The sequence below is a fragment of the Fibrobacter intestinalis genome, assembly GCF_900167415.1.
GTDB classification, from domain to species: Bacteria; Fibrobacterota; Fibrobacteria; order Fibrobacterales; family Fibrobacteraceae; genus Hallerella; species Hallerella intestinalis.
In genome coordinates, this window is record NZ_FUWU01000102.1 from 1 (window position 1) to 3,742 (window position 3,742).

9 protein-coding genes are annotated in these 3,742 nt (G+C 59.1%); 8 read left to right on the forward strand and 1 reads right to left on the reverse strand.

Annotated features, from left to right (window positions below):
* The first annotated feature begins 46 nt into the window (after nucleotides 1-46).
* The 8 genes from B5D40_RS15810 to B5D40_RS14935 all read left to right on the forward strand — a co-directional run bounded on the left by B5D40_RS15810 (nucleotide 47) and on the right by B5D40_RS14935 (nucleotide 3,467).
* Nucleotides 47-214 carry a hypothetical protein gene (locus B5D40_RS15810; protein ID WP_158222077.1) on the forward strand — a complete coding sequence of 56 codons (168 nt, stop codon included), beginning with the start codon at nucleotides 47-49 and terminating at the stop codon, nucleotides 212-214.
* Nucleotides 211-510, forward strand: coding sequence for a hypothetical protein (locus tag B5D40_RS14905; protein WP_143394363.1), 300 nt, complete (start codon nucleotides 211-213; stop codon nucleotides 508-510). The genes B5D40_RS15810 and B5D40_RS14905 overlap by 4 nt, the downstream gene beginning before the upstream one ends.
* Before the next feature lie 17 nt (nucleotides 511-527).
* Nucleotides 528-1,007 carry a hypothetical protein gene (locus tag B5D40_RS14910; protein ID WP_143394364.1) on the forward strand — a complete coding sequence of 160 codons (480 nt, stop codon included), beginning with the start codon at nucleotides 528-530 and terminating at the stop codon, nucleotides 1,005-1,007.
* Nucleotides 1,008-1,217, forward strand: a complete 210-nt coding sequence (locus tag B5D40_RS14915) for a hypothetical protein (protein ID WP_078777549.1) — start codon at nucleotides 1,008-1,010, stop codon at nucleotides 1,215-1,217.
* A gap of 3 nt (nucleotides 1,218-1,220) precedes the next feature.
* Nucleotides 1,221-2,135 (forward strand): hypothetical protein, encoded by a 915-nt coding sequence (locus tag B5D40_RS14920; RefSeq protein WP_078777550.1) that lies wholly within the window; start codon nucleotides 1,221-1,223, stop codon nucleotides 2,133-2,135.
* Nucleotides 2,136-2,256: 121 nt separating this feature from the next.
* The gene (locus B5D40_RS14925) at nucleotides 2,257-2,550 is read left to right on the forward strand and encodes a SpoVG family protein (RefSeq protein ID WP_233134231.1); all 294 of its coding nucleotides are present in this window, start codon (nucleotides 2,257-2,259) and stop codon (nucleotides 2,548-2,550) included.
* A complete protein-coding gene (locus B5D40_RS14930; RefSeq protein ID WP_078777551.1) occupies nucleotides 2,550-3,038 on the forward strand; it encodes a hypothetical protein in 489 nt (162 codons plus the stop codon). The genes B5D40_RS14925 and B5D40_RS14930 overlap by 1 nt, the downstream gene beginning before the upstream one ends.
* Before the next feature lie 9 nt (nucleotides 3,039-3,047).
* The gene (locus tag B5D40_RS14935) at nucleotides 3,048-3,467 is read left to right on the forward strand and encodes a hypothetical protein (protein ID WP_078777552.1); all 420 of its coding nucleotides are present in this window, start codon (nucleotides 3,048-3,050) and stop codon (nucleotides 3,465-3,467) included.
* Nucleotides 3,468-3,542: 75 nt separating this feature from the next.
* Here B5D40_RS14935 and B5D40_RS16265 read toward each other — a convergent pair.
* On the reverse strand, nucleotides 3,543-3,742 hold a 200-nt coding region (locus B5D40_RS16265; protein ID WP_234978184.1), incomplete at its 5' end, for a hypothetical protein.

The window sequence follows — 3,742 nt, forward strand, 5'->3', positions numbered from 1 at the left end:
ACGGCTACGGATACGGCGACGGCGACGGCATAAAAGGAAAAGGAAAATGAACATGAAGCAAGGCATTATCAGTGTGAAGCTGTCCACCGGCTGGGAGCCGTGGGGCATCGGGACTTTCATGGACGGCATCGCCGCGCAGCGGGATTCGGGGGCGACGGCGTTCGCGTTCTGCCCGCTCACCCTCCGCAAGGAAGAAAAGGAGGAGGCGGCATGATGGACGGCATCCCACTCTCCGTCAGTGTGAAGCCGGTACGCACCATGGGCGACGTGCTGGGATTCGCCACCGCCGACGTGGGCGGAATCGTCCGGCTGCGCTCCATCCGAGTCCGGCAGACCCCGACCGGGCGCATCTACGCCGAGTTCCCGCACGTCCCCGGCGGACGCAACGGCGACTACTACCACGCCCTCGACTCCCGCTTCGCGTTCCGGCTCGACCGCGCGTGCGCGGCGGCATACCGGCAGGCCATCGCAGAAGAGGCGGAAAGAAAGAACTACACCGAACAACCGTAAAAAAAAAGGAAATGGAAATGGCGACTAACTACATGACCGTACTGGAACACGAAATGGACAACCTGAACGCCAGACTCTGGCGGATCAAGCAGGCCATCGACTGCAAAAGAAAGACGCTGGGATGCCAAGAACTGGACCGTTCCATAATGCGATACCGCTACAAGGTGACGAAGCACCTTCTGGACGTCCTCTTCATGCAGCACTACGTGTGGGAATGCGCCTCCGACGACGAATACAGGAAGTGGAACGAAAACACCCCGAAGCCGGAGGAACTCGTGAAGGATTTCGACTTCCAGGTGGACGAGGAAATGGCGAAAGGGCAGTACGCTGAAGAACTCGAGACTTGCGACGACATACCGGGCCCCGACATGAACTACCTCGACATCTACGACCCTTTGAACTGGTGGAAGGATTTGTCGAAAGAACGGAGGAAGGAATTCAACGAGAATGCGAAGAAGGCCTTGGCAGGCATCCGTTCAATGATCAAGGAGACGTGAATGGAACAAGGGAAATTCAAGGTTGGCGACCGCATCCGCATCGTCCGGATGGACGGTGAGCCGGAATACTCCGGGCGCGAAGGCGTCATCGATCACGTCTCGCCCGCATACGAACCCCTAGGAATCCTGGAACAGCTCCACGGCACGTGGGGCGGGCTTGCCGTGCAGCCGGAACGCGACGAAATCGAAATAATTCAACAAGGAGAATAAAAAATGGCAAACGAAGTAATGATACCCCTCGAACAGATCGGAATGATGGCGAAGGCGGTGAGCGACTCCGGCCTGTTCGGCATCAAGTCCGAGGCGGCGGCGTTCTCGCTGATGTGCATCGCCCAGGCGGACGGAATCCCGCCCATCAAGGCGGCGGTGCAGTACCACATCATCGACGGCAAGCCCGCCCTCAAGTCGGAGGCCATGCTCGCCCGCTTCCAGGCTTCCGGCGGCAAGATACGCTGGAAGGAACGCAACCCGAATCGTTGCACCCTTTGGCTGGAGCATCCGAATGCTGGCGAACTAGAGGTGACGTGGGACATGGAAAGAGCCAAGGCTGCGGGACTCGCCGGGCGGAACACGTGGAAGGCCTTCCCCGCCCAGATGATGTCCGCCCGCTGCATCTCCGAGGGCATCCGCGCCCTCTACCCCGCATGCGTCGGCGGGTTCTACACCCCCGAAGAGGTGAGGGACTTCGACGCCCCGCCGCCCGCAGCGCAGCCGAAAATCCCGAAGCCCGCACCGACCGCCAAGGCCGCGAAGCAAGCCACGCAGGAGGCCGAGATCATCGAGGACGGCTACTCCGAACCGCCGGTGCAGACCGACGCCTTTGCCGAGCCTCCGAAGACCGAAGCCAAGGAACCCGCCCAGAAGCCCGAAAATCCCGCCAAGGCGGCGGAAAAGCCAAGGGACGTGAAGCTCACACGCACGCCGGAGGTGATGAAGGCGAACTTCATGAACTGGGCGGAATCCGCGTGCCTCACCAAGGACCGCCAGAAGGTCATGGACGCAATAGGCGCGATGGGCTACGAGTCGTTCGACCAGGTGCCGCCCGAAAAGGACGTGCTGCGGGAGGTCACCAAGGCCATCTCCGCCGTCCCCGACATCCCCATGGGCAAGGCGGAATCCCCGTTCTGACGCGAAATTGGGGCTGGCCGGTTTTCACATCAAAACGTTGATGTTTGACAACTACAGTTTACACCCGGCCGGCCCCTTTTTTTGAAAAACAAACAACCAAAAACAAGAAGGAAATGAAATAATGGATCGGCATAAAATAGAAGTGACAAAGGTGGACGTGTACCCGTTCAAGTCCGTAGCGCATGTTGGAAGAATTAGGGCAATCGCCAACATCGTCCTCAACGACCAGATTCAAGTACGTGGACTCCGCGTGATGGACGGCGAAAATGGCCTTTTCGTCGGCTACCCCATCGACCCGTTCTACAAGGGTGAGGATTTCAGAAACATCGTATTCCCGATAACGGCGGAACTCCGGCATCACATCGAAAAAAGCGTTTTGGGAAAATACGACGAAGCAACGAAGGAGGCCAAATAATGGCAAAGACAATTGTGACACTCACCGAAGAGAATATCCTAGCCAACATCGACGGCGACCGGCTGAAGGCCGCTTTCAAAACGGCGTGCGCCGTGGCGAAGAAGGAACGTCCCGCCGGGGATCTCGCGGCGAACGCCGAAGCCGTCCACGATTTGCAGGAGTTCGCGGACAAGCTCGCCGACCTCTCGAAGGCCATCTCCACCAGCATCAAGAACGCCGAGGGCGTCTTCTTCGACGAGCACGGCGACGTGACCGAGGGCTTCAAGCTCAAGAACACCGGCAGCACGACGACCGTCAAGGACGTGGCCGGGCTTCTCGCCGAGGCAGCCCTGCTGGGCTACAACGAGGGCGCGATCAGAAACAGGATGACCGTCTCCGCCAAGGACGCCATGGAGGCCATGGGAATCGACAAGGCTCGATTCGAGGCCGAGTTCGCCGACTTCATCGAAATCAAGAAGAAGGCAGATTCTCTCGTGCGGTCCTACTAGGGGGTGGGCATGTTGACCAAGGAACAGCTGAAGGACGCCAAAAGGCTCATCCGGGAATATGAGCGGGAACGCCGACGCGAGGAACGCAGAAAGACGCTATGCCGACCGTGCGCATCCGTCGCCTACGCATACCTTTCCGGAAAGAACTGCGGCTACGGCTACGAGTCGTGGAACGATGAGGACCGGAAGTTCTATAGGAAAATCCTGTCCACGGAATCCGCGGAAGTCCGCCGCATCTCTCGCCGGATCGGCTCCGCGCAGACGGAGCTGGATTTCGAGCGCAGACGGAAGCACCGGTGGACTCCCGCCATGGTGGACGCACTTCAGAATGGGGACTCCGCATTCCTCGACCAGTGCGGAATCACGGAAGCTGCGGCCAACGCCATGCGCTGGAGGCTGAAATCCGCATCGGCTCGGGAAGCCGGGTGATGGAATACGACTGCACGGCCTGCCCCGTCGAGGGCTGCTCCCGCCGCCAGATGGCTATCAGGGTGGGCGGCAGGCCTAGGCGTTGGTGGCGCGAATGCCGCCTTGCGGCAGCCGTGCACAAAAGGCCCGTGGACGGGCGGAATCCTGTACCGGCGAAGGACAGGTCGGTATCGAATTAAAGACATTGACCGCTTGACATTCCGCCCATCCACTTTTTTTGACAAAAAACGACGACCAAAAACAAAAAGGAAAAAGGAAATGAAATACAAAGGAAT